Genomic DNA, 22,253 nt, shown 5'->3' with positions numbered 1-22,253 from the left:
TGACGCCGGTCATCGCGGCCCGTGCATGAACGCCTGCATCTCTTCCGGGGTCAACTTGCCGTCCTTGTTGCTGTCCATGGCCTTGAAGATGCGCTCATGCGCCGCCTGGAATTCCTGCAGCGAGATCGTGCCGTCGCCGTCGGTGTCGACAAGTGCGAACACCATGCGCATCAATGCCGGGCCCATGACGCCGCCGCCCATCCCGCCGCGTCCCATCGGGCCGGGCATATGCCCCATCATGCCGCCGCCCATCATGCCGCCCATCGGCGAGCCGGTTCCCGGGGCCATCGCAGGCGGCATCTTCTGCTGATCCGGCGTGGTCTGGCTTTGCGCCAGCGCGGCGGCGGTGCCGCAGGCAAAAACCAGGGCTGATATCGTCAGTCGCAACATGGCTCGGCGCATGGAAGCCTCCTCGAATGCGTCATCACGCGCGACAAGTCCGCCGACCGGGCATCGATCCTATGAGGACCCTTCACGATTTCCTGTGTCCGCATGGCGGCACTGACGGCGCGGCGGATCACGCTGCGCTGATCCGCCCTACTCGTTTCGATCTACCGGCCGCAATGACAGTCTCGCGCGCCGCTTTCCTCATATTCATCGTGCAGGCGCACCCAATCGGAGAGATTGCCGCGGCCGGTCTCGTTGCGGCCCTTGGGCGTGAGATCGAGATAGTGATAGGCGCCGATCAGGGGATCGCCGCCGCGGGAGCGGACCTGGAACGTGCAGAAGATGTTACCGGCGTCGTCCTTGGTGAACACGGTCAGGCCCGGGAGCTCGGGCGACCTGCTCGTCAAGGGTGCGAAATTGTAGGCGGCCTTGCCCGTCGCGATCTGCTCGTCCGAGAACGAGACCTGAAAGTCGAAGTTGAAATCACTGCCCTCGGATGACACCCAGTCGAACGCCCAGCCCATGCGCGCCTTGAACGGCGCGATCTCGGCGAGCGGCGCACGCGACACGACGACCAGGCTGACGTCGTGGTGGCGGAGGTGCTGGTTGGAGCCGTCGATGTGGTCGCACAGAAACGAGCAGCCGGGACAGCGGTGCGGATCGCCCGGCGCCATCATGAAATGATAGACGATCAGCTGGCTCCGTCCCTGAAACAGATCGCCCAGGCTGACGGGTCCGTCCGCCGCCTGGAAGACATAGTCCTTCTCGACCCGGACCCACGGCAGCGCCCGGCGGGCGGCAGCCAGCGCATCGCGCTGCCTGATGAAGGCCTTCTCCTGGGCGAGGTGGGCGCGATGCGCTTCGGTCCATTCGTCCGCGGTGACTATTCTGGGGGTCATGTCTGGAGTCCTCCGTGTCCTTAGCAGAGGACGATGCAAGGCTCGGCGGCCCGACACCGACGCCATCTATTTTCTCGGCGGGTCATCGCAGCGCGGCCGGGTGCGGGGAACCGCGGATCGACCAGAAAAGGCCAGCGTCGGGCGCCCCCACTCCCATCTCAGACCGGCGTGCGCGGTCGACCTGATCCACCGCCCGCTCTCGTCCGTTTCGGGGCAGCCATGGCAGACGTGTCGGATCAGAGCAGTGACTCCCACAGCGGTCGGACCGAGCCGGCGCGCTGCCGCGGCTGCGGACAACCGGCGCGCGCGGTTCAGAGCATCCTGAACCCACGAACCGGCGAAGCGGCGCGTCTGTTCAATTGTACCGCCTGCGGATCTGTCAATTGGATGGACGACCGGCGGTGAGCACCGGTTCGGTCGCGGCTGGCTGCCGGCAAAAAACTGATCCGCGAGGAACAGACCTCGCATTCGGCCGTTTTCGATGATCGCCTCCGGTCCTGCAGACCCTGCCTCAAGCCGATGGTCTTGAGCTTCGCCATCGCGAGCGGGTCAGGCATCCCATGACGATCCTGACCCGCCGGTTGCGACGGCACGAGCTGAACACCATCGACACCGCGGCACCTCGGCTTTGGCTCGGCAGCGGCACGCGTGGCGCATCTCGTCGCTGAGCTGCGACAACGCCTGGCGGAGGTCGGTCTTGTCGCCGACAACGAGTATCAGTTCCCGATTACGAGCCTGCGCTCGCCGAAGCCCTCGCTCTCAGCACGGTGCATGTGAAGCGGGTGCTTCAGGAGTTCCGCGTTCAGGGTGTTCCGGACATCCGCAGGAACCTTGTCACAATGTTCGATTTTGAGATGGTCGTGGCTGCTGGAGGGTTCGATCCCGCATATCTCCACCAGATCGACGGCTCCCGCCTTCGGGTGACGGCAGATCAGGACGAACGAGATGCGCTTCTATGTGACAAGTCCTGGCGAAATGCGCGGCGATGGCGTCGATTTCGATGATGTCGAGACGGTGCTGATGCAGACGGCGGACACCGCGCTTGCAATCGCGCGCGACCGGCTCGATCCCTCCTCCACGAACGTCCGCCTCAAGGTCAGCTCCGATGACGGCGAGGTCGGGCATGTCACGGTTTCGGTGCTGATCGAGCGCGGTTGATCGCGAACTGGAGAGGTCCGAGACCGCAGCTCGCTATCAGCAGCTCGCCATCAGCCCCCGTATCACGAGATGCGCGCCTGCGACCAGACGTGGTCCATCTTCACCGCATCGAGTGCGGTCGCCAGTTCGTCGATGCGATATGGCTTCGACAGGATGCGGACGCCCGCCTCCTTGGCGGCGTGAACGGCAGCGCCCGAATAGCCGCTGGTCAGCAGGATCGGCATGTCGCCGCGCCGTTTCTGAATCTCGCGCGCCAGCTCGACACCGTTCATGCCCCCCGGCATCATGACGTCGGAGAACACGAGATCGACGGCTCGTCCGTCGGCCAGCGCACCGAGCGCCGCGGCCGCGCTGGAGGCGCGGGTCACCTCATAGCCAAGCTGGCGGAGCATCTCGCCGACGAGCGCAGCGACCTCATCGTCATCCTCGACCAGCAGCACGCGGCCTTCGTTGCGCTGGCGGGCCTGGGGCCGCTGCAGATCGATCAGATGGTGCGGCTCCCTGGACGCCGCGTGCTCGGACCTCGGAAGGTAGAGCGCAATCGTCGTCCCCTTGCCCGGCTCCGAGTCGATGCGGACGGTGCCGCGTGACTGGGTGACGAATCCATAGACCTGGGCCAGCCCGAGGCCGGACCCTTTGCCGACGTCCTTGGTCGTGAAGAACGGCTCAAACACCCGGACGCGAACCTCCTCCGTCATGCCGGTGCCGGTGTCGATCACCGACAGGCGGACGTAGTCGCCGGCGATCTGATCGTCTTGCACGTTGCGGAGGTTCTCGGCCCGAACCACGATCGTGCCGCCGGTCGGCATCGCGTCGCGAGCGTTGACGGCGAGATTCAGCACGACGAGCTCGAGCTCGCCGGGGTCGACCTCGACTGGCCAGAGCGCCTCGGGGAAATCGAACTCGACGTGCACGTCGCCGCGCAGGCTGCGGTCGAGCAGCTCGCGCATGCCGCCGATCTGGCGGGCGATGTCGACCGGCTCGGGCCGCAGCTCCTGCCGGCGCGAGAACGCGAGCAGCTGGCGGGTCAGGCTGGCGCCGCGCTGCGCCGCCTGGATCATGCCGTCCATCAGGCGGCGACGCCGCGCCGGATCGCTCTGGCGGTCGAGCATGTCGAGCCCGCCGGAGATCACCATCAGCAGATTGTTGAAGTCGTGCGCGACGCCGCCGGTCAGCCGGCCGATGGCCTCGATCTTCTGCGTCTGGCGCAGCGTCTCCTCGACCCGCGCGCGCTCGGCCATCTCGATGCGAAGATGCTCGTTCGATTCCGCGAGCGCCCGCGTCCGCTCGACGACGAGTTGCTCGAGCTGCTGCGCCGCCTGCTCGCGCGCCTGGATGAGAGCGCGAATCTGGTATTGACGACGTCGCGCCCGCAGCGCGGACTGAACGGCGCTGGTGAGCGTGATCGGCTGGATCGGCCGTTCGAGCAGCGAGACATTGCGCAGCGCGCTTACCAGATTGCGCCGCCACGTGACGACGGCACTCTGCTCGCGGTGACTCGTGAGCACGATGAAGGGCAAATCGGACCAGGCCGGCTGCCGCTCGACCCATTGCGTGAGGGCGGCGGTGTCCTTTGCGAACAACCCTTCCTCGGCAACGAAGACCGTGCCCACGCCCGCGCTCAACTCACCGAGCAGCTGCGTGAGGTCAGAGCAGACGGTCGTCTCGATTCTTGCACTGCGGAGCAGCTCTGCCGATGCCGGCCCGTCCCGCCCGATCGGCGCGAAGACGAGGACGCGGTGATCTCGCTCAATGCCCATCCCGCACGTCCATGTCGGGGATATCCGTTCCGGTGAAGCGCGGATTGCCGGAAAATATTCCGCTGAATTCCTTGAGCGGCGGGCCGAGGGTGATGCCGGAGCTGCTCAGGCGAAACTCGCGGATGCTGTGCTCGTGGCGACCGCTGCGCTTCTTGACCACCGACAATGCGCGTCGCACCGCCCCTCCCACCTCGAAATAGCGCAGCATCAGCACGGCATCGCTGAGATAGCTGATGTCCAGCGGCGTATCCATCGGCCCGACCAGACCGTGCTGCGCGAGCACCAGGATGGTCAGCACACCCTGCTGGCCGAGATAGGTCAGCAGCTCATGCATCTGCAGGATGAGAAAGCGCTCGTCGGGCATCGCGTTGAGATAGCCGTTGAGACTGTCGATGACGATCAGCCGGGCGCCGTCCTGCTCGACGCTCTGCCGAACGATGGCGCCGAATTCGCCCGGCGACAGCTCGGCCGGGTCGACCTGCTGGAAATGGATGCGCCCGGATTCGATATGGCGTTCGAGCGGCAGGCCGAGCGTCCGGGCACGGGCTTCCACGGTGCCGCGGCCCTCGTCGAATGCGAAGAAGACCGCGTGCTCGCCGCGCTGGGCCGCCGCGATGGCGTAGATCAGCGCCACCGAGGATTTGCCGACACCGGCCCCACCGATGAGAAGCGCATTGGTGCCGCGCTCCAGCCCGCCGCCCAGGAGCTGATCGAGCTCGGCGTTGCCGCTCGAGGTGAAATCGCCGGCGAAGGATCGGTGATGCTCCGCGGCGACCAGGCGCGGAAAGATCCTGAGCCCGCCCGAGGCGATCGTGAAATCATGGAAGCCGCCCCGGAACGAGATGCCGCGCATCTTGATCACGCGCAGCCGGCGGCGCTCCGCGCCATATTCGATCGCGAGCTGCTCCAGCATCACGACACCATGCGCGACCGAGTGGAGCTGCAGGTCGTCCTGCGAGGATGACAGGTCGTCGAGCAGGACGACGGTGCAGTTGCGCTTGGTGAAGAAGTGCTTCAGCGCGAGCACCTGGCGGCGATAGCGCAGCGGGCTCTGGGCCAGCAGCCGGAGCTCCGACAGGCTGTCGATCACAACACGGCTGGGATTGATGCGCTCGACCTCGTTGAACATCAGACCGGTGGTCTCGCTGAGCTCCACCTCCGCCGGATGGAACACGGTGAGCTCGCGCTCCGGGTCGAGCGTCGTTTCCGGCGGCACCAGCTCGAACATGTCGACGCCGGCGAGCGACCAGCCATGGCGCCGCGCCACGACCTCCAGCTCGCGCCGGGTTTCCGACAGCGTGATGTACAGCACGCGCTCGCCACAACTTGCGCCCTTGAGCAGGAACTGCAGCGCTATGGTGGTCTTCCCGGTGCCGGGACGGCCTTCATACAGATACAGGCGATTGGGATCGAAGCCGCCGCCGAGAATGTCGTCGAGGCCTTCACTTCCGGTGGAAATGCGCGGCAGATCCCTGGGCCCACCCTCGTCGCTTCCGCGAACAGGCTGCTCCGTCATGCATAAGCTCCGTCGTGACAATCGAGACGACGCCGCAGCGAACCCGACAATTCGGGGCTTCGCGACGACCCGATAGGAACACAGCGGATCCGCCTCGGGTTCCCGGGTTCCGTCTCAGGCGGGCGGTTCCACGAGATCGCCGTGGCGCGGGCCCCGTGCGTTGCGATCCCCGTGCGGCATCTCGCATGGCCGAGCCGATCGCACCTGCATTCTCAGCCGACGGCAGATCAGCTCCCACGGCCCACCGTGTCAGCCATCGTGGCGCCGCGGGTGCCAAGTGGCTGTGCGGCGCCGGTGGTGGTGTCGCGCAGGGTCTGATGCTCCAATTCGGCATCGAGCTCAGCACCGATCAGGATCACGATGGCGGAGATCCAGATCCAGGTCATGAAGCCGATGGCGGCGCCGAGCGAGCCGTAGGTCGCGTTGAAGCTGCCGAAATTCGCCGCATACCAGGAAAACAGCGCCGAGCCCGCGAGCCACAGCGCCGCCGCCAGCGCGCTGCCCCAACTGATCCAGCGCCATCTGGGCTCCTCGCGGTCCGGCCCGTAGCGATAGATCAGGGCCAGTCCGAGCGCGACGCAGATGAAGATCGCCGGCCAGCGGCCGATCCGCAGCACCAGGTCGCCGGCCCCGGACATGCCGAGATAGTTCAGCAGCACCGGGAGCACGACGACGGCGCCGATCGCAAGCAGCGCGAACAGGATCGCGCCGCCGGTGAACAGCAGCGAAATCGCGTTCAGCTTGATGAAGCCGCGCCTCTCGGGCTCGCGATAGACGATGTTGAGCGTGTCGAACAGCGACTTCATCGCCGCATTGGCGCTCCACAGCGAGATCGCGAGGCTGACGAGGAAGGTGATGCCCAGCGCCTGACGGCCGTTGGCAGAGACGCGCGTCAACTGGTCGCGCGCGATGTCGATGGCGCCGCCGGGCATCACGCCCTGCAACTGTTCCAGATGTCCGGTGATTTTGGCCGGATCGGAGAACAGGCCGTAGATCGCCACCAACGCGGCCAGCGCCGGAAAGATCGCCAGCAGGGTGTAGAACGTCATGCCTGCGGCGAGCGCAACGATCCTGTGCTCGGTCACGTTTTCATAGACCCGGAACAGGACGTCCTTCCAGCCGCGCGCGGGAAGCTCCGCGGGCGAACGCGCCAGCCGGCCGTGTCCAGCGCCGGACCGGCGCGCGCCTCCCGAGCCTTCCGTCTGTTCGGGCCGCTGATCGAAATAGTGGATCAGGAACGCGAACCCGAGCAGAGCCAGCATCCCGCCGGTGCCAGGTGCGCGCGGGCGGCTCGCGAAAACGCTCGAAGAGTCGCGATGTGCGGCGTCTGACGTCTTGGATCGGCGAAACATGGGATCGGTCCATCACCAGCGGCCAAAAGCAACCGGAGCGGTGGACGAATGTTCCGGCATCACGCCATGACGCGCGTTGCCAAGCTCCGCAACGGTGGGCTCCTCCGATCTTCAAAAGGCCAACTCGGGCAAGCGCCAACATGCAGACAATTTCGTCGGCCAGTGAACGCGTCGCAGCGCCGCCGACACAAAACAGTTGATGTTGCGCGAGGAACGGGCCTGCGCCCCCTCGCGTTGCAACGGTACTTTTCAACGCAAGGATAAACGCATGCGCCGCCTGTTATTTGCCTCGCTGTCTGCCACCGCCGTCCTCGCGAGCTTCGCCGCGATCTCACCGGCTTCCGCCGCGCAAGACCGCTTCTGCCTGCAGGGCAGGATGTGGGGCTATCCGGGCAACTGTCAGTTCTCCACCTATCGTCAGTGCCAGGCGGCGGCCTCGGGGACCGATGCGGGCTGCGGCATCAACCCCGCTTACGCCTATGCCCGGCAGCGCGGCTACGACCCACGCTATTGACGGGTCATTGCGTCAGCCCTCGCGCGGGGAATGAGCCGCGCGATCCATCCAAACCTGGCAACAATTGAAACATGGCTGGCGGCGACATCTCTGGCCGCCACGCCCCCCTGGCCCTGCTCTATTGCATCGCGCAACGGCACCATGATCCTTTGGCTCATGATCCGTTAGCTGTTGCGGCAAGTCCCATCTGAGGCCGGCGGCCACGCGTCCTCTCCTCCTCCTCCTCCTCCTCCTCCTCCTCCTCCTCCTCCTCCGCTGATACGTGCACGGAACATTGCGCCTCGCTGTTGCTTATACGGCGACCAATGTCGAACCGGAGGAGGACCATCATGGACGGACTGATTTATCTCGTGGGGTTGATCGTGGTCATCATGGCCGTTCTGTCGTTCTTCGGTCTGCGCTGAGACGACATCATGGCCATGGAAACTGCGCCGGTCGTCACATCACCCCTTTCAAGCGCGACGGCCGATAGCTGGACCCTGCAATGGACGCCGGTCGTTGCAGGAGCCCTGACCGCCGCCGCGGTCTCTTCGATCCTGATCAGCTTTGCCATGTCGGTCGGCCTCGGTGTCAGCTCCAGCGCGCCGACATGGCGCGACGCCTCGGTGGCGCTCTGGCTCCTGTCCGGCCTCTATCTCGTGCTGCAGGCGCTGATCAGCTTCGGCTGCGGCGGCTACATGGCGGGTCGCTTGCGCGCAACGCACGGGCTTGCCGAAAGCGAAGAGATCGAAAAGCGCGACGGCCTGCATGGCGTCTCAGCCTGGGCGCTGGCAGTCGTGCTCGGCGCTACCCTCGCCGTGCTCGGCGCGTCCGCGGCGACGCGGACCAATCCGCTGACTGCGCCGGCGACGGCCAATGAACCATCGATCCTGAGCTATGAGCTCGACCATCTGTTCCGCGCGCCCCGGCGAGCACCCAGCCCGGATCTCGCCCCCGCACGCGGCGAGGCCGGCCGCATCCTGCTCACGGCGTCGAGCCACAATGGCGTCAGCCCGGAGGATCGCAGCTATCTCGTGCAGCTCGTCAGCGGCACGACCGGTCTCGCTGCTCCCGATGCCGAACGGCGGGTGGATAGCGTGATCGCGGAAGCCAAGACCGCGATCTCGCGCACGCGCGCCGGCACCGTCATCCTGGCGTTCTCGGTGGCCACCGCGCCGCTGCTCGGCGCCGTCGCCGCCTGGGCGGCTGCGGAGAGCGGAGGCCGTCACCGCGACGGCAAGCCTGTCACCGGATGGATGCTGCACGCCAACCGCTTCAGCCGGCGGCGCGACATGTGGCGGCGGCCGATGTCGATGCCGGAATAGAGCACGTCAAGAACAGCGAGCGGCCCGGCCCATCGCCGGGCCGCTACGCATTGTACCCCCCGCCGCGAAAGTAGCGCGCGCAATTCAGGCGAGCCGCAGGATCATCAGGTTCGCGTCGCTGCCATAGCTGCCGGTCGGATCCGCGGCGGCTGCCTTGTCGACCGCAAATCCTTGCCTCTCCCAGAATGGCGTCGAGCCGTTGACGGCGATCAGCGACAGCGACTCCAGGCCGAGCGCACGCGCGTGTCGGATCAGTTCCTCGACGATCACGGTCGCCGAGCCGCTGCCGCGAACCGCGGGCAGCAAGGCGAGATCGTGGATGTAGTAGGTCGATGCAGCCGACGGAATGCTTCCGATCAGCCGGTTCAAGGCCGGCGGCCGGCCGAGATGCCAGGGATGGCTGAGCACATAGCCGGCGATGCCGGCGCCGGTCCCACGCAGCACGCGGCATCCATCAGGGTGGAGACGCAGGCGCTCCGCGAAAACACTCTTGTCCTCGGGATAGTCCGGGTGCACGCGGGCTGCGATCCCATCGACATCAGCAAGATCGCTTGGCGCCATTGCACGCCAACTCATGCGGCCCGCACCGGTCTGGTTCGTCCTCACTCGCCCTTGCTCACTTGGCAAGCGCCAGCCAGCGCTCGCTGGCCGACAGCGCCGTCGGCCACAGCGCCTCCGTCGGCTGCCCGCGATGCAGTGCCTTGCCGACCTCGCAGATCGACATGAAGGCCGCCGAGCGCGCCTCCTCCACCTCGAGCGGCTGCTCCGCGCTCGGGCTGCGGACGAGGCCCATCAGGCCGTTCAACGTCTGCAGTGCCGCTTCCGGGGGGCTCGCCTCCGCCGCCCTCAGCGCAGCCACGATCTGCTGCGCCTTTTCCGATTCGGTCATCACGTCGGTCATCGTCTTATCGCTTGCCCGTGCCTCATGGGAGAACGCTAGCAGCCGGACGAAGGTCGGGCAATGCTCGGGCAGGCGGCACTCCGATGCCGAACGCGCAGTGCCGACGTGCGATTTTCCGCCGGTCGCGGCTCGGCCATCTTGCGAGGCTGCTTCGCCAGCGTCTCGGCCAGCGTCGCATTGGCCTCGTGGTCGGCAACTTGTCCTTCAGATGGCGCGATCATTGGCGATCACGACGCCCGGACGAGGCTGAGGCATCGTGGTCGCTCTGGCCCATGTCATTTCGCCAATGATTTCGCCATGTCGAGGTGCTTCTGCAGCACCGGCACGGTCTGCTGGGCGAAGTCCGACAGCGGTGAGTTTGCCGCGGCCTGCTTCTGATACTTCTTGATATCCTCCTGGTGATCGCGAACCATCGCCTGCGCGAACGCCTGGTCGAACCGACCGCCGGACATGCCTTCCAGCCGGTTGTAGATGGCCTTCTGCTTCTTGCTCGGCTCGGACGGCACCTTCATCCCGTTCTGGCTCGCAAGCTGCTGCGCCTTCTGCAGATGCTCGCTATGGTCCTGCTGCAAGGCCTGCCCGAACTGCTTGACCTGATCGCTCTGCCCCTTCTGCTGCGCCAGCCTGCCCATGTTCACCTCGGACATGTCGCCCTCGATCGCCTCGGTCATGAAATGCTGATCCTTGGCGGGCGACTGACCTTTCGGAGCGGCGACCGCGCCGCCGGCCACCAACACGGTCACGGCAGAGGCGGCCATGGCAATTCGGATCGCTTTCGTCTGATGGTTGTGGATCATCCTGCTCATCGTTGATCTCCGAGGGGTTGGCTCCTGATCGTCCCGACGGCAAGAGCCTCGCCCGACGATCGTTCCTAAGCCCCGCGTGGCTGCCCTGCAGAATGTGTCCGCGCGCAACTACGCGGCGGGTTCCAAATGCTGCGGCACGCCCCCGCAGCACGACGTCGATGACTTCTCGGTATCGGACCCGCGCCAGACAGCGCTCAGTGAGTGCGTGCATCTCCTCCGAGCGCCCGAGCCAGCACGCGTCGAAGCAGGCCGGCCTGCGCCGCGCTCCCGCGCCACGCCACGATCTGATCGGGACGGATCAACGCGAGGTCGGCCTCGTAGAGATCGCGCAGGGCTCGCGGCAAGGTGACGATCTCGACATCGGCACGCAGCGGCCCCATGGCCTCACGTAGTTGATCCTCATCGAGGCCGCTGCCCTCACACCGCAGCAGCGTCCATTCGAAGCCGAAGCGGTCGTACAGCGAGATACCTTGCTCCAGCCAGGCGTGCGGCGCGCGTCCACCGGGACAGGCGCTCGGCACGTAGGCGTTGGCCGCATCCGGCGGCGGCCGGGTGCCATCGGGGACGATGATCGGTGAGCCATCATAGCGGCCGCCGAAGGTGACGCCGGGGATGTTGAACTCGGCGCGCGCATGCTGATCGAGATAGGCGCTGGCGATGCGCCGTGCCTCGTCGCCGGCCGCGGTCGCGTCCTCGATCTCGGGCACCGCGGCAAACAGGCCTAGCGAATCCGCAAAGCCGCGCGCGTAGTCGGTGTTGCGCAGCGCCACCGGACGGCGCTCGGCCTCGTAGCTGTCGAGCAGCGAGACGGGGCTCGTTCCCTTGACGACGCTCGCGAGCTTCCAGCCCAGATTGACCGCGTCCTCGATCGCGGTGTTGTAGCCGAGTCCGCCGGTCGGCGTGAACAGATGCGCCGCATCGCCGCCAAGGAAGACCCGGCCGCGCTGCAGGCGCTCGGCGACCAGCGCATGACCCGCGGTCCAGGTGAGGTGCGAAAGCACCTCGCAGGAAATGGGCGCACCGCAGGCGCGCTGGAACGCTGTCCTTGCATCATCGGCAGTAATCGCGCTTTCGTCCTCGCCGGGCCGCAGCTGGGTGTGGAAGGCAAACTCGTCGCGTCCGTTCACTGCGGCCATGAAGGCGCGGCGGTCTCGATTGAAGCAGACATACATCCAGGCCCGCGCATGCGGGACACTGGCGTAGAACTCCGGCGAGCGGAGATAGACCGCGAGCATGCGGCCGCCCATGAAATCGCGCCGTATTCCCGTCGTTCCGCCGTAGGAGATCCCAAGCGATTGTCGCACCGGGGAGCGCGGACCGTCGGCGCCGATCAGGAAATCAGCCGCGACCTCGCAGCGCACGCCGTCGCTGACACGCTCGACGTCGGCGGCAATGCCGCCGTCATCCGTGACGTAGCCGATCAACCGATGTCCGTAGCGCAACTGAATGCCCGCAAGCTGCGCCGCGTGCCTACGCAGGATCGCCTCGACGAATTTCTGCGACACCCGGTGCGGCAGCTCTGCTGCGCTCCACGAGCCGGACAGACCCTTCACCAGTTCCGTCGCGCGTGCTGCGGACGGCAATTGAAAACGTGCCAGCTCATGCGCCGTGTAGCGCGTGAAATAGGCGACGTCGGTCGGGTAGTCCGCGGGCAGGCCCGCGCGCCGGACCTCGTCGGCGAAGCCGAGCCGGCGGAAATGCTCCATCGTCCGCGCCTGCGTCGCGTTGGCCTGCGGGTTGAAGGCCGTTCCCGGCTTCTCGTCGACCAGGATTGCGGACACGCCGCGGCGGCCAAGCTCGTTGGCCAGCATCAGCCCGCACGGACCGCCGCCCACGATCAGCACCGAAGCACTCAGACGTTCGATCACGGCGCTTCTCCTCGCAACGGAGGAAGGCTACCGCGCCCGGCACAATAGTCAAGCAACCTGACTATCTGGTGTCGTCGAGCGTATCGAAGCGGGCGCCATAGGCCGACAGTCCTTGCAGGATCGCGTCCATCACGACCTTGCCGAGCTCCTTGCGCATCTCGGCTTCGGCCACATCGACGGCATCGCCAAACGCCTCCAGCCATTTCAGTCCGGCCGGCGTGAAGCGGACCAGTCGGGCGCGACGGTCGCTCGGATCGGCCTCGCGCGACACCAGACCCAGCTCGACGCATTGATCGACCAGCTCGCCCATCGCCTGCTTGCTCATCGAGGCCCGCCGCGCGAGCTCGGTCAGCCGGGTGCCCTCGACGTCGAGATTGCGGGTGAGGCTGACATGGGCGATCCGCGTCCCGCCGTGGCCGCCCTCGGCCATCAATTGGAGAACCCGGGATTCGAACCGGCGCACCGCATTGTTGAGCAGCCGGCCGACATTGGCGTGCCGCCATGCCGTCTGCCCGGTGGGCCGCGCCTTGCGTTGATCTCGCGCTGTCATATCGGGACTACCTCTCCATACCGAGCCACGCCGGGTCAACGTCGCAAGCGCAAGGTGAAATGGGAAACGCGTGAGATGTCACGCGAAGAATGGTCGGAGCGGCAGGATTCGAGCCTGCCGCCCCTTGCGTCCCGAACGCAAATAGCGAACGAAAAGGCCAATAAGGACAATGAAGTTTGCGCGTGATTGACGACCATTATCGCCGTCTGTTCACAGGGGTTCGGTGGTCAACCGGTGGCCGGCCTGCTCATGCGCCAAGGCGAGCCCGCTGTACCGTCGCCAATGCAAATAGCTTGACCGCCGCCGCGTCCCGTCGCCAGCTTCAGCAAATGTTCGCAATAGCCGCAAAGCTGGCCGTCAGCTCGTAGCAGCGCACGGCGTACGCAGTGATGCCACGCTTCGCCAGATCGGTGATCGTGCGGACGGTGGCGCCGAACAGGTCCCAAGCGCGGCAGCGCTGATGGTGTCAGCCATGATCCAAATTGCATTAGGCTGAAACGAAGACCGCTAATGCAACGGTGAGGCCAGCAACTAAAACGGCTACCCTATGGCATGACACAGCTTGATGTTCACCAAGCAATCCGCAAAATTGATTATTAGATGTACTATCTATTATGTCTTGGTTTCGCGAGGCAACAATTGCTGCAACGACAAGCACCATGTGTGGGGCAAAACCTGCAGCCCGTGCCGCAAGTTGAAGTATACTCGCATCTACCAATAGGCTCCGCCTTTATCGGCTTATGTGGAGCCCCTTTGGCATGTGCCACGGATAGGCCCAGCGGTATCAACACCGCGAGGAAGACAACCAATCGCATTGACCCTCCTTCTTGCTTGTCTTGCATTACATTTATAGGTTGACTTCTATCGCAAACGCAACTCATAGAAGCGGCATTTATCAACCGCCGATCAAATCAGACCTCCGTTAGGGAACATCGAGTGTGCGGGTCAGATTGATCTCGGGACGTCGAAAATTTTCTTTTTTTGGCAAGCGATATGCCGGAAGGTGGCGTCCCCCAGCTCGAAGCGGGTGCCCTGAACCGCGCCACCAGCGCCGTGGAGATCTTCCACAGCCTTGAAATGCGACCGGCCGAAGACGACGTTGGCGGCGTCCGGCTTGACGATCGGCACCACGAGCGACCATGCGCGCGGCATGAAGCGCCCGATCGCGCAGCGCGGCTTCGATCGCTGACGGCGTCCCCTTGCGTTAGTCCGGCTGACGCAGGCGGCCCGCATGGCGCGTTCATGCATTGCCGCGCATCGCGTCTTCCGCCGCAAGCAGTTCGTCGAAGAGATCCCATGCACTCGACGCTTCGGCTTCTGACATCTTCCGGATGGCGTAACCGACATGAACCACGACGTGATCGCCGGGATCGATCGTTTCATGCTGAAGCAAAAACAGACTCACCATGCGCTCGATGCCTTTGGCCTCGCATCGCGCCATGACTCCGTCACACTCCACGACCCGCATCGGGATGCCAAGGCACATGTCGGTTCCACGCAATTACTTGGGTGCTAAATCATAGCCCGATCGATGAACTCGATTTGACGTGGATCAAGATAAGAGCATCATATTCGCTGCATAGAATATGAGGCGCCTGATCTCGCAGGAGTTCTCCTATGCGGACGCATGTCGCGGCGACCCACACGCTGGTGCTCGGAATCGGCAATATCCTGCTGAGCGATGACGGCATTGGCGTGCACGTCGTTCGGGCCCTCGATGCACTGGAATGTGCGGGCGAGATACCGCATCGTGTTGCTCTGCGGGATGGCGGGACGCTCGGGCTGTCCCTGTTTTCGGAGATCGAAGATTTCGGCTCGCTCATCGCCGTCGACGCCGTGGAACTGGGCGCGAAGCCCGGCACCGTAAGAATCTTTCAAGGTCCGGAGATGGACCGGCAGCTGACGGGAAAGAAGCGGACGGCTCATGAGGTCGCGCTTGCCGACCTGATGTCGGCGGCGCGGCTGACCGGCTGCGAGCCGGCGCGTCGGGCGCTCGTCGCAGTTCAACCCGAATCCACACAATGGGGCCTGTCGCTGACGCCCGCGGTTGGCGCGGCCATTCCCACCGCATGTCAGCAGATCAAAGCGCTCCTCAGCAGGTGGCACCATGACAGTTGAAGCGGATGCCGCAGCGGGGTTCCGCACCGGGATGATCGACAGCCTGCTCCGCGAGATCGCCCATCACCTCGATGTGCTTGCCAATACCGGCGCTTGCGCGGCGATCGATCTGTGCAGCCTGCCTCTCACGGTTGCGGACCGCAGCGAATTGGAGGAGCGGTTGGGCCACGGTGACCTGGAGGCCGTTTTGACCGCAGCCGGCATCAGCGAAATCTGGGAGACGCGCTATGCCGGCGTGTGGTGGGTTCGCCACCTGGGCGCCGGGGACAAGCTCGCCGCCGAACGCATCGAAATCACGGCGTCCCCGGAGATCCTGACAAGCCATGCGGCCGACATCGCTGCGGCCAGCAACAAACTGTCTGAAGATCTGATCGACCGCGTCTCTTCAGAGGATGCCGAAGATGCATGAAACCGAGACAATCGGCGAGCTCTTGACGCGCCGGGGCGTCTCCCGCCGCGCCCTGCTGAAATATACGACCTATCTCGCCAGCCTTCTGGCGTTGCCCCCGATGGCCGCGAAGGGCATGGCGGAGGCGTTGGCAAATACGCGGCGCCAATCCGTGATCTGGCTCTCGTTTCAGGAATGTACGGGCTGTACGGAATCGCTGACGCGTTCTTTCGGTCCGACCATCGAGGACATGATCTTCAATCTCATCTCGCTCGACTATCACGAAACGCTGATGGCGGTGTCGGGTGCTGCCGCGGAAGCGGCCCGCCTCGCTGCCATGAAGGAGAACAAGGGCAAATATGTCGTCGTGGTCGACGGCTCCGTTTCGACGAAAGATGGCGGGGTCTACTCCACCAACGCCGGCAAGACCAACCTCGAGGTGCTGAAGGAGACGGCCGCAGATGCGGCCGCCGTGATCTCCGTCGGGACCTGCGCGGCCTTCGGCGGCATTCCGCACGCAAATCCCAACCCCACCGGCGCAGTTCCTGTCAGCGACATCATCACCGACAAACCGGTGATCAATGTCTCCGGTTGCCCGCCCATTCCGGAAGCCATCGCTGGCACGATTGCGTATTTCGTGACGTTCAACAAGCTTCCCGAGCTCGACGACAAGGGCAGGCCGAAAGCGTTTTTCGGCGATACGATTCATGACCGCTGCTATCGCCGACCGTTCTACGACAAGGGGCAGTTCGCCAAGCAGTTCGACGATGAGGGAGCACGCAAGGGCTGGTGCCTCTATGAAGTCGGTTGCAAGGGGCCCGTGACTTACAATGCGTGCGCGACCGTGAAATGGAATGGTGGCGTCTCCTTCCCGATCCAGTCCGGACACGGCTGTCTGGGGTGTTCCGAACCGAATTTCTGGGATCGCGGCAGCTTCTACCAGCCGCTTTCCTCGAACACGTTGAATGATCCGGAGATCATCGCCGGCGCCGCGGCTGCGGGCGCGGCGGTCGGGATTGCCAGCGCATGGCTGGCGCGCCGGCGCAAACAACGAGCGGAGAGGGAGACCCTGCCATGAGGCTGCTGGATTTCGTGCGCGGGCCCGCGATCGAGATTGCAATCGCGATATTCGTGGGCGGCGTGGTGTGGCGGCTCGCGTCACTGTTGCTCCTGCCCTGGACCAACGACAGATCGGCGAAGCGAGCCGGTGCACCGCACGCCGTGGTTGGCGCGTTCCGGGGCTTCGTGCGTCACCTATGGCCCGCGAACACCCATCTGCGCGCGTCGCTGTTCAGCACGGTGAACGGCTATGTCTTTCACGTCGGCCTTGCCATCGTCGTGTTCGGACTGGCGCAGCACATTCTATTCCTGCGCGGATTGTTCGGCTTTTCATGGCCGAATTTGCCCACCGGCGTGATCTCGGCCGCGTCGGTGCTCACGCTCGCGTCGCTCCTGGCTGCGCTGGCGCGGCGGATGACGAATCCCGTCTTAAGACTGCTTTCGACGCTTGACGACTACTTCAGCTGGCTGGTGACGTTCCTTCCGGTCGTGACAGGGCTGATCGCGGTGAGCCACCTATGGGCGCCGTATGAAACGCTCTTGTCCGTGCACATCCTGACCGTGTGCCTGTTCCTGATCTGGTTCCCGTTCGGAAAGCTCATGCATGCCTTCCTCGTCTTCCTGACCAGAAGCGAGACCGGGATCTTCTACAGCCGCCGGGGAGTTGAGATATGAACCAGCGCATCGTGGTCGATCCCATCACGCGCATCGAAGGGCACCTGCGGATCGAGGCGGAAACAGATCCCCAGGGCGCCATCACCGGTGCGTACAGTTCCGGCACGATGGTGCGCGGCATCGAACTGATCCTCAAAGGACGCGATCCGCGCGAGGCCTGGGCTTTCGCGCAGCGCATATGCGGCGTGTGCACGCTGGTCCACGGCATCGCCAGCGTCCGTGCCGTGGAGAATGCACTGGGATACGCCATTCCGCCGAACGCGCAACTCATCCGCAACCTGATGATTGCCGCACAATATGTGCACGACCATGTCATGCACTTCTATCATCTGCACGCGCTCGACTGGGTCGACGTGGTGTCGGCGTTGAAGGCCGATCCCGCGGCGACGTCGCAACTGGCGCAATCGATCTCGAGCTTTCCGAAGTCGAGCCCAGGCTATTTCGCAGATACGCAGAAGAGACTGAAAGCCTTCGTCGAAGGCGGCCAGCTCGGCATCTTTGCAGGTGGATTCTGGGGACATCCCGGATTCAAGCTGCCGGCCGAAGCAAACCTGATGGCGGTCGCGCACTATTTGGAAGCGCTCGCCTGGCAGCGCGAGGTGGTGCAGCTCCATACCGTCTTCGGCGGCAAGAATCCGCATCCGAATTTCCTGGTCGGCGGCGCCCCGTCGGCGATCAGCCTGAACACCGGCGGCACCGCCATCGGCATCGACGGCCTGCAGACGGTGAAGACTGTGATCGGCCGAATGAAGGATTTTGTCGAGCAGGTCTATCTGCCGGACACGCTGGCCATCGCATCCTTCTACAAGGACTGGTTCGCGCGCGGCGAAGGCGTGGGCAACTTCCTGACCTACGGCGACTTTCCCGAAAAGGGCATGGACGACCCGGCCAGTTGGCTGATCCCGGCGGGCGCCATCCTCAATCGCGACCTGACCACGATCCATCCCGTCGACATGAACAATTCGGAGGAAATCCAGGAGTTCGTCTCCCATTCCTGGTACGACTATGCAACCGGCAAGGACAAAGGCCTGCATCCCTACGAGGGCGAGACCAATCTGCATTACACCGGTCCCAAGCCTCCCTTCGAGCAGCTCGATGTCGGTGCGAGCTATTCCTGGCTGAAGGCGCCTCGCTGGAAAGGCCATGTCATGGAGGTCGGCCCGCTCGCGCGCGTGCTGATGCTCCATGCCAAAGGTCACGAGCCGACGCGCGAACTGGCCGGCTACGCGCTGGGCAAGCTCGAACTGCCGCTGACGGCGATGTTCTCGACCATGGGACGCACTGCGGCGCGCGCCCTGGAAAGCAAGATCGTCGTCGACCAGATGTCGACCTGGTACGACCGTCTTCTTTCCAACATCCGCGCGGGTGATCTGAACGTTCACAATTCGAACAAGTGGGATCCCTCAACCTGGCCCGCCGAAGCCAAGGGTGTCGGCTTCATGGAAGCGCCGCGTGGGGCGCTGGCGCATTGGGTGGTGATCAAGAACAAGCGCATCGATAATTATCAGGCCGTGGTGCCCTCGACCTGGAACGCGGGACCGCGCGATTCCAAGGGCCAGCCCGGACCTTACGAAGCGGCATTGATGGATCGCCACACACTCCACGATCCTCGGCAGCCGCTCGAGATCCAGCGCACGATACACAGCTTCGATCCGTGCATTGCGTGCGCGGTGCATGTGATCGATCCGGAAGGCGAAGAGCTGATGCAATTGCGGGTGAGGTAAGGCGATGGGCGGCGAAATCGACGTCGAAGCAGCCAGCAGAACGTTCCTGGCGCGAACCGAGGGACATCTGGTCAGCTATCTCGAGGCCTGCGTCCATTGCGGGAACTGTGCCGAAGCCTGCCACTTCTATCAGGCCTCCGGAGATCCGCGGCACACGCCCGCCTACAAGCTGTTTCCGATTGCCAAGGCGTATCGCCGGCAGAAATTCCCGCTCTCGCTCTTCGCCCCCCGCGTCACGGAAGAGGACCTCAGGGAATGGGAGGAACTGCTGTTCGATACCTGCACCATGTGCGGTCGCTGCACCACGATCTGTCCGATGGGGATCGACATCGCTTCCATCGTGGGCGGCGCGCGGCAGGCCTTCGTCAAGGCGGGACTTGGACCGAGGGACCTTCTGCAGGCCGCCGACAATTCGCGCGATCATGGAAGCCCGCTGGGCGTGACGGCCGAAAAGCTGCGCGATCGTATCGAATGGCTCGAAGATGAGCACGACGTGCCCATCGCGCTCGACAAGGACAAGGCCGACATTCTGCTGACGCTCTCGTCCGTCGAGACGATGAAATACCCCGATTCCGTGGTGGCCATGGCCAAGCTGCTCAACCACGCGGGGGTTGACTGGACGCTGAGCACGAAGGGCTATGAAGCCACGAATTTTGGCTATCTGGCCGGCAAGGCGGACGTCGCCAGGATCATGGTTCAGCGGATCACCGAGGCCGCCGAGGCGGTGGGAGCCAAGACGGTGGTGATTCCGGAGTGCGGCCACGCGTTCGGTGCGCTGCGCTGGTCGGGTGCCAATATGCTCGGCCGCCCCCTGCCCTTCGCAGTCGTGCACATTTCGGAATTCATGGCGCAACTCAAGCGGGACGGCAGGCTGAGGCTGAAGCCGATCGAGGAGTCGATCACCTATCACGATCCCTGTCAGATATCCCGTCGCGGCGGCGCGACCGAAGATGCGCGATTCCTCCTGCAGGATTTCGCGAAGGACTTCCGCGAGATGACCCCGACCGGAAATCTCAACTGGTGCTGCGGTGGCGGGGGCGGCGTGCAGGCGATCGCGCGCGCTGCCGATCTTCGCCACAAGGTATTCAAGATCAAAATGGATCAGGTCGAGAAGACCGGTGCAAAGACGATGGTCTCGGCATGCTCGAACTGCCGGCTGACCATGGACGAGAGCAAGGCCCATTGGAAATGGGAAGGCGGGCTCGCGAGCCTGGTGGAGATCATTGCGGACCACCTGATCGAGGACGCCCCGGCGAAGACGCAAGGGTGACGGTTCACAGTCGTACGCCTTGCAGCGTGGGCAAACGGCGGCGAAACGCCGGCGGCGGAGCACGCAGACTGCACCGGTCCCCCTCCGTTGGTTGCGGTTCCGCTCTCGGTCAAACCGAAAGGCACTCCGGCGTGGCAGAGATTGCGTAGCGTCAGGACGTTCGCCTGATCAGGAATTCGAACTGCTTGCCTTCCGACTTGGATTCCAAGAGATCATTTCCGGTCGTGCGACAAAACGCCTCGAAGTCCTTCACAGCGCCGGGATCGGTGGCGAGCACTTGAAGCGTCCCACCGATCGGCACGTCCTTGAGTGCCTTCTTCGCGCGCAAGATCGGCAGCGGGCAGTTCAGTCCCTTGGCATCGAGAACCTGGTCAGCCATCCTGTCTCTCCGTAATTTCTGGTGCTGGCTTCGTGATACATTCAAATGAACAGGTTGATGTCGCTCTTGGTCGCCGTCTCGATGTAGGTCGCAGCGCCGCCGAGCACCGGCCCCTCGATCATGTCGTCCTTGGTGTACTCGAATAGATCCATGGTCATCTGGCAGGCGATCATCTTGACTTCGGCTTCGATGGCCATCGTGCGCAACTCCTCTATCGATGCGACCCCCTTTTTCTTGATCAGGTTCTTCATCATTGTCGTCGCCGCCGCGTCGACGCCGGGGATGGCCGATACGAGATTCGGCATGCCGATGTGCATTCCAAACATCGGCATCTCCATGGCCGGATTGCCGAGCGTCGAAATCTTCAGGTCGAGATTCTTCTTGAGCAGCGTCAAGCCGTAGAAGGTGAAGAACATGGTCACTTCGAGGCCCATGGCCGCCGCTGTCGTGGCCAGGATAAAGGGCGGATAGGCCCAATCCAGCGTGCCCTTGGTGACAATCATCGACATGCACTTGGTATTGTTATCATCGGCCATTGCATCTCTCCGTTTGGTCTCTCGCAGGCGCAACCGCGCGCATCACTGGATTCCTGCTTTCCAACGCACGACCATCAGCACGAGAACTGCGAGGAACAACGTCTCGGCGACGATCAGCGCGATCGCCCGGCCGCCGACATCGGCCATCGCCTTGAGCGACGTCTTCATCCCGAGCGCTGCGATCGCCGTCACCAGGCACCACCTTGAAATGTCCTTGATGAGGGCAAGCAGGAATGCGGGAATGACGCCGGCGCTGTTGAGCATCACCAGAACGGCGAACACCACCAGGAACCCCGGCAATTGTCGCCCGGCCCTACCGACGTGATGGGCGCGGAACACGTAGGACAGCATCACCACGACAGGCAGCAGCATGGCGACCCGGAGCAGCTTGGTGAAGGTCGCGACGTTTCCGGTCTCCTCCGACACGCTGAAGCCGGCGCCAACCACTTGCGCAACGTCGTGAATGGTGCCGCCAAGAAACATGCCGACTGCAGCGTGATCGAGATGAAATCCTGCGATCACCAGCGGATAGACGATCATCGCGATCGTGCTGAGCGCGGTCACGCCGATCACGGTAAAGACCGTGTCGCGTTCGTGCTGCTCCCCCTTGGGCAACACCGACGAGATCGCGAGCGCCGCCGACGCTCCGCAAATCGCCACAGCCCCGGAGGTGAGGATTCCGAACCGCCGGCTCAAACCCATGGCACGGGAGGCCAGCGCGCCGAACAGGATGGTCAGGATCACCGCGCCGACGACCGTGATCACGGGCGTCGGACCAAGCTTCATGATCTCGGCAATCGTGATCTGCGCCCCGAGCAGGCCGACGGCGACGCGCAGGATGTGCTTCGAGGCGAGTTCGATGCCGGCAACACAGCGCCCCTCCTGCGACAGGAAATAGAAGGCCATCCCAAGCAGCAAGGCGAACAGCATGACCGGCCCGCCATAGTGCTCGGACAGGAAGGTTGCCGCGATCGCGATGATCAGACTGGCCAGGACACCCGGGAAATAGGTCGGCAGCGACATGAAGGCCGCGAGGCCGCGACTTATCATCGATGTCCTGATTGCGACGGTCTCAGTCACGGCCTATCC

General features: G+C 64.3%; 24 protein-coding genes and 1 pseudogene. 10 read left to right on the top strand and 15 right to left on the bottom strand.

All coding sequences use genetic code 11. From position 1 onward, the window contains the following. Nucleotides 1-9 precede the first annotated feature (9 nt). Together QW887_RS31520 and QW887_RS31515 are read right to left on the bottom strand one after the other, a co-directional pair. Entirely contained in the window at nt 10-402 is a 393-nt protein-coding gene (locus QW887_RS31520) for an EF-hand domain-containing protein (protein WP_316195853.1), read from the bottom strand. A 149-nt stretch (nt 403-551) separates the two neighbouring features. After that, on the bottom strand, nt 552-1,286 hold the full coding sequence (locus QW887_RS31515) for a thioredoxin family protein (RefSeq protein WP_316188124.1): 735 nt from the start codon (nt 1,284-1,286) through the stop codon (nt 552-554). A 945-nt stretch (nt 1,287-2,231) separates the two neighbouring features. Here QW887_RS31515 and QW887_RS31510 point away from each other — a divergent pair. Continuing rightward, nucleotides 2,232-2,444 (top strand): hypothetical protein, encoded by a 213-nt coding sequence (locus QW887_RS31510; RefSeq protein ID WP_315752098.1) that lies wholly within the window; start codon nt 2,232-2,234, stop codon nt 2,442-2,444. A gap of 62 nt (nt 2,445-2,506) precedes the next feature. On the opposite strand, the gene QW887_RS31505 is transcribed toward QW887_RS31510, so the two are convergent. From QW887_RS31505 to QW887_RS31495, 3 genes are all read right to left on the bottom strand, one after another. Beyond that, nucleotides 2,507-4,204: a response regulator gene (locus QW887_RS31505; protein ID WP_315828054.1), complete on the bottom strand. Its 1,698-nt coding sequence runs from the start codon at nt 4,202-4,204 to the stop codon at nt 2,507-2,509. Then, entirely contained in the window at nt 4,194-5,720 is a 1,527-nt protein-coding gene (locus QW887_RS31500) for an ATPase domain-containing protein (RefSeq protein WP_316195851.1), read from the bottom strand. The genes QW887_RS31505 and QW887_RS31500 overlap by 11 nt, the downstream gene beginning before the upstream one ends. A 227-nt stretch (nt 5,721-5,947) precedes the next feature. Further along, nucleotides 5,948-6,982, bottom strand: a complete 1,035-nt coding sequence (locus QW887_RS31495) for a YihY/virulence factor BrkB family protein (RefSeq protein WP_315828053.1) — start codon at nt 6,980-6,982, stop codon at nt 5,948-5,950. A 358-nt stretch (nt 6,983-7,340) separates the two neighbouring features. Between QW887_RS31495 and QW887_RS31490 the strand changes: the two genes are divergently transcribed. After that, nucleotides 7,341-7,586 carry a DUF3551 domain-containing protein gene (locus QW887_RS31490; RefSeq protein ID WP_315715474.1) on the top strand — a complete coding sequence of 82 codons (246 nt, stop codon included), beginning with the start codon at nt 7,341-7,343 and terminating at the stop codon, nt 7,584-7,586. A gap of 413 nt (nt 7,587-7,999) precedes the next feature. Further along, nucleotides 8,000-8,890, top strand: a complete 891-nt coding sequence (locus QW887_RS31485) for a hypothetical protein (protein ID WP_316174775.1) — start codon at nt 8,000-8,002, stop codon at nt 8,888-8,890. 84 nt (nt 8,891-8,974) lie between these two features. Here QW887_RS31485 and QW887_RS31480 read toward each other — a convergent pair whose 3' ends face one another. The 7 genes from QW887_RS31480 to QW887_RS31450 all read right to left on the bottom strand — a co-directional run bounded on the left by QW887_RS31480 (nt 8,975) and on the right by QW887_RS31450 (nt 14,501). Then, the gene (locus QW887_RS31480; RefSeq protein ID WP_316186027.1) at nt 8,975-9,451 is read right to left on the bottom strand and encodes a GNAT family N-acetyltransferase; all 477 of its coding nucleotides are present in this window, start codon (nt 9,449-9,451) and stop codon (nt 8,975-8,977) included. Nucleotides 9,452-9,506: 55 nt separating this feature from the next. Then, on the bottom strand, nt 9,507-9,779 hold the full coding sequence (locus tag QW887_RS31475) for a hypothetical protein (RefSeq protein ID WP_315715796.1): 273 nt from the start codon (nt 9,777-9,779) through the stop codon (nt 9,507-9,509). Between the two features lie 287 nt (nt 9,780-10,066). Continuing rightward, nucleotides 10,067-10,597 (bottom strand): DUF4142 domain-containing protein, encoded by a 531-nt coding sequence (locus QW887_RS31470; protein ID WP_410052636.1) that lies wholly within the window; start codon nt 10,595-10,597, stop codon nt 10,067-10,069. A gap of 194 nt (nt 10,598-10,791) precedes the next feature. Further along, entirely contained in the window at nt 10,792-12,465 is a 1,674-nt protein-coding gene (locus tag QW887_RS31465; RefSeq protein ID WP_316174778.1) for an FAD-dependent oxidoreductase, read from the bottom strand. Between the two features lie 61 nt (nt 12,466-12,526). Then, complete coding sequence (locus tag QW887_RS31460) at nt 12,527-13,015, bottom strand: MarR family winged helix-turn-helix transcriptional regulator (RefSeq protein ID WP_316174780.1); 489 nt, start codon at nt 13,013-13,015, stop codon at nt 12,527-12,529. Nucleotides 13,016-13,960: 945 nt separating this feature from the next. Continuing rightward, entirely contained in the window at nt 13,961-14,263 is a 303-nt protein-coding gene (locus tag QW887_RS31455; protein WP_316174782.1) for a hypothetical protein, read from the bottom strand. Then, nucleotides 14,256-14,501 carry a HypC/HybG/HupF family hydrogenase formation chaperone gene (locus QW887_RS31450; RefSeq protein WP_315752106.1) on the bottom strand — a complete coding sequence of 82 codons (246 nt, stop codon included), beginning with the start codon at nt 14,499-14,501 and terminating at the stop codon, nt 14,256-14,258. Before QW887_RS31450 ends, QW887_RS31455 begins: the two co-directional genes overlap by 8 nt. Before the next feature lie 131 nt (nt 14,502-14,632). On the opposite strand from QW887_RS31450, the gene QW887_RS31445 reads away from it, so the two are divergent. The 7 genes and pseudogenes from QW887_RS31445 to QW887_RS31420 all read left to right on the top strand — a co-directional run bounded on the left by QW887_RS31445 (nt 14,633) and on the right by QW887_RS31420 (nt 20,249). Further along, complete coding sequence (locus QW887_RS31445; RefSeq protein WP_316174784.1) at nt 14,633-15,133, top strand: HyaD/HybD family hydrogenase maturation endopeptidase; 501 nt, start codon at nt 14,633-14,635, stop codon at nt 15,131-15,133. After that, the gene (locus QW887_RS31440) at nt 15,123-15,542 is read left to right on the top strand and encodes a hydrogenase expression/formation C-terminal domain-containing protein (protein WP_316174786.1); all 420 of its coding nucleotides are present in this window, start codon (nt 15,123-15,125) and stop codon (nt 15,540-15,542) included. Before QW887_RS31445 ends, QW887_RS31440 begins: the two co-directional genes overlap by 11 nt. Beyond that, a complete protein-coding gene (locus QW887_RS31435) occupies nt 15,535-16,599 on the top strand; it encodes a hydrogenase small subunit (protein WP_316174787.1) in 1,065 nt (354 codons plus the stop codon). The genes QW887_RS31440 and QW887_RS31435 overlap by 8 nt, the downstream gene beginning before the upstream one ends. Continuing rightward, entirely contained in the window at nt 16,596-17,255 is a 660-nt protein-coding gene (locus QW887_RS31430) for a hypothetical protein (protein ID WP_316174788.1), read from the top strand. Before QW887_RS31435 ends, QW887_RS31430 begins: the two co-directional genes overlap by 4 nt. Then, nucleotides 17,252-18,979, top strand: a complete 1,728-nt coding sequence (locus QW887_RS31425) for a nickel-dependent hydrogenase large subunit (protein WP_316174790.1) — start codon at nt 17,252-17,254, stop codon at nt 18,977-18,979. Before QW887_RS31430 ends, QW887_RS31425 begins: the two co-directional genes overlap by 4 nt. Nucleotides 18,980-18,983: 4 nt before the next feature. Then, nucleotides 18,984-19,295, top strand: a pseudogene (locus QW887_RS34980) (4Fe-4S dicluster domain-containing protein); the annotation flags it as partial. Next, a complete protein-coding gene (locus tag QW887_RS31420) occupies nt 19,296-20,249 on the top strand; it encodes a (Fe-S)-binding protein (RefSeq protein ID WP_315729375.1) in 954 nt (317 codons plus the stop codon). Between the two features lie 151 nt (nt 20,250-20,400). On the opposite strand, the gene QW887_RS31415 is transcribed toward QW887_RS31420, so the two are convergent. Genes QW887_RS31415 through QW887_RS31405 form a run of 3 tightly spaced genes read right to left on the bottom strand, consistent with a single transcriptional unit; the run spans nt 20,401 to nt 22,244 of the window. Beyond that, nucleotides 20,401-20,628 (bottom strand): sulfurtransferase TusA family protein, encoded by a 228-nt coding sequence (locus tag QW887_RS31415; RefSeq protein WP_315715462.1) that lies wholly within the window; start codon nt 20,626-20,628, stop codon nt 20,401-20,403. 41 nt (nt 20,629-20,669) lie between these two features. After that, the gene (gene dsrE2 / locus QW887_RS31410) at nt 20,670-21,164 is read right to left on the bottom strand and encodes a sulfur carrier protein DsrE2 (protein WP_316195847.1); all 495 of its coding nucleotides are present in this window, start codon (nt 21,162-21,164) and stop codon (nt 20,670-20,672) included. A gap of 42 nt (nt 21,165-21,206) precedes the next feature. Further along, a complete protein-coding gene (locus QW887_RS31405; protein WP_315715459.1) occupies nt 21,207-22,244 on the bottom strand; it encodes a YeiH family protein in 1,038 nt (345 codons plus the stop codon). Nucleotides 22,245-22,253 lie beyond the last annotated feature (9 nt).

The organism is Bradyrhizobium sp. SZCCHNRI3052 (assembly GCF_032484895.1).
Lineage (GTDB): Bacteria > Pseudomonadota > Alphaproteobacteria > Rhizobiales > Xanthobacteraceae > Bradyrhizobium.
The sequence above is the reverse complement of the archived record's forward strand: the minus strand, read 5'-3'. Positions and strand labels throughout refer to the sequence as shown.